Consider the following 1,521-nt stretch of genomic DNA (forward strand, 5'->3'; position numbering starts at 1 on the left):
CAGTAGGTGAGTGATGGGGTGACGCAGGAAGGTAGTCCATCCCGGGCGGTGGTTGTCCCGGGGTAAGGGTGTAGGACGTCAGGTAGGCAAATCCGCCTGACACATAGTCTGAGACCTGATGCCGAGCCGATTGTGGTGAAGTGGATGATCCTATGCTGTCGAGAAAAGCCTCTAGCGAGTTTCATGGCGGCCCGTACCCTAAACCGACTCAGGTGGTCAGGTAGAGAATACCGAGGCGTTCGGGTGAACTATGGTTAAGGAACTCGGCAAAATGCCCCCGTAACTTCGGGAGAAGGGGGGCCATCACCGGTGATCGGATTTACTCCGTGAGCTGGGGGTGGCCGCAGAGACCAGCGAGAAGCGACTGTTTACTAAAAACACAGGTCCGTGCGAAGCCGTAAGGCGATGTATACGGACTGACGCCTGCCCGGTGCTGGAACGTTAAGGGGACCGGTTAGTCACTCTTCGGGGTGGCGAAGCTGAGAACTTAAGCGCCAGTAAACGGCGGTGGTAACTATAACCATCCTAAGGTAGCGAAATTCCTTGTCGGGTAAGTTCCGACCTGCACGAATGGCGTAACGACTTCTCGACTGTCTCAACCATAGGCCCGGTGAAATTGCACTACGAGTAAAGATGCTCGTTTCGCGCAGCAGGACGGAAAGACCCCGGGACCTTTACTACAGTTTGATATTGGTGTTCGGTTCGGCTTGTGTAGGATAGGTGGGAGACTTTGAAGCGGCAGCGCCAGCTGTTGTGGAGTCGTCGTTGAAATACCACTCTGGTCGTGCTGGATGTCTAACCTGGGTCCGTGATCCGGATCAGGGACAGTGTCTGATGGGTAGTTTAACTGGGGCGGTTGCCTCCTAAAGAGTAACGGAGGCGCCCAAAGGTTCCCTCAGCCTGGTTGGTAATCAGGTGTTGAGTGTAAGTGCACAAGGGAGCTTGACTGTGAGACCGACGGGTCGAGCAGGGACGAAAGTCGGGACTAGTGATCCGGCGGTGGCTTGTGGAAGCGCCGTCGCTCAACGGATAAAAGGTACCCCGGGGATAACAGGCTGATCTTCCCCAAGAGTCCATATCGACGGGATGGTTTGGCACCTCGATGTCGGCTCGTCGCATCCTGGGGCTGGAGTCGGTCCCAAGGGTTGGGCTGTTCGCCCATTAAAGCGGTACGCGAGCTGGGTTTAGAACGTCGTGAGACAGTTCGGTCCCTATCCGCTGTGCGCGTAGGAATATTGAGAAGGGCTGTCCCTAGTACGAGAGGACCGGGACGGACGAACCTCTGGTGTGCCAGTTGTCCTGCCAAGGGCATGGCTGGTTGGCTACGTTCGGGAGGGATAACCGCTGAAAGCATCTAAGCGGGAAGCCTGCTTCGAGATGAGTATTCCCACCCCCTTGAGGGGTTAAGGCTCCCAGTAGACGACTGGGTTGATAGGCCGGATCTGGAAGGCGGGTAACCGCTGGAGGTGACCGGTACTAATAGGCCGAGGGCTTGTCCTCAGTTGCTCGCGTCCACTGTGT

At 56.5% G+C, this 1,521-nt stretch carries 1 rRNA gene (cut by a window edge); it reads left to right on the forward strand.

Going from position 1 to position 1,521, the window contains the following annotated elements:
• Positions 1-1,500 (forward strand): 23S ribosomal RNA (locus ACFVWD_RS57125); it begins 1,640 nt to the left of the window's first position.
• Positions 1,501-1,521 lie beyond the last annotated feature (21 nt).

Source organism: Streptomyces sp. NPDC058086 (assembly GCF_042885015.1).
Classification (GTDB): Bacteria; Actinomycetota; Actinomycetes; order Streptomycetales; family Streptomycetaceae; genus Streptomyces.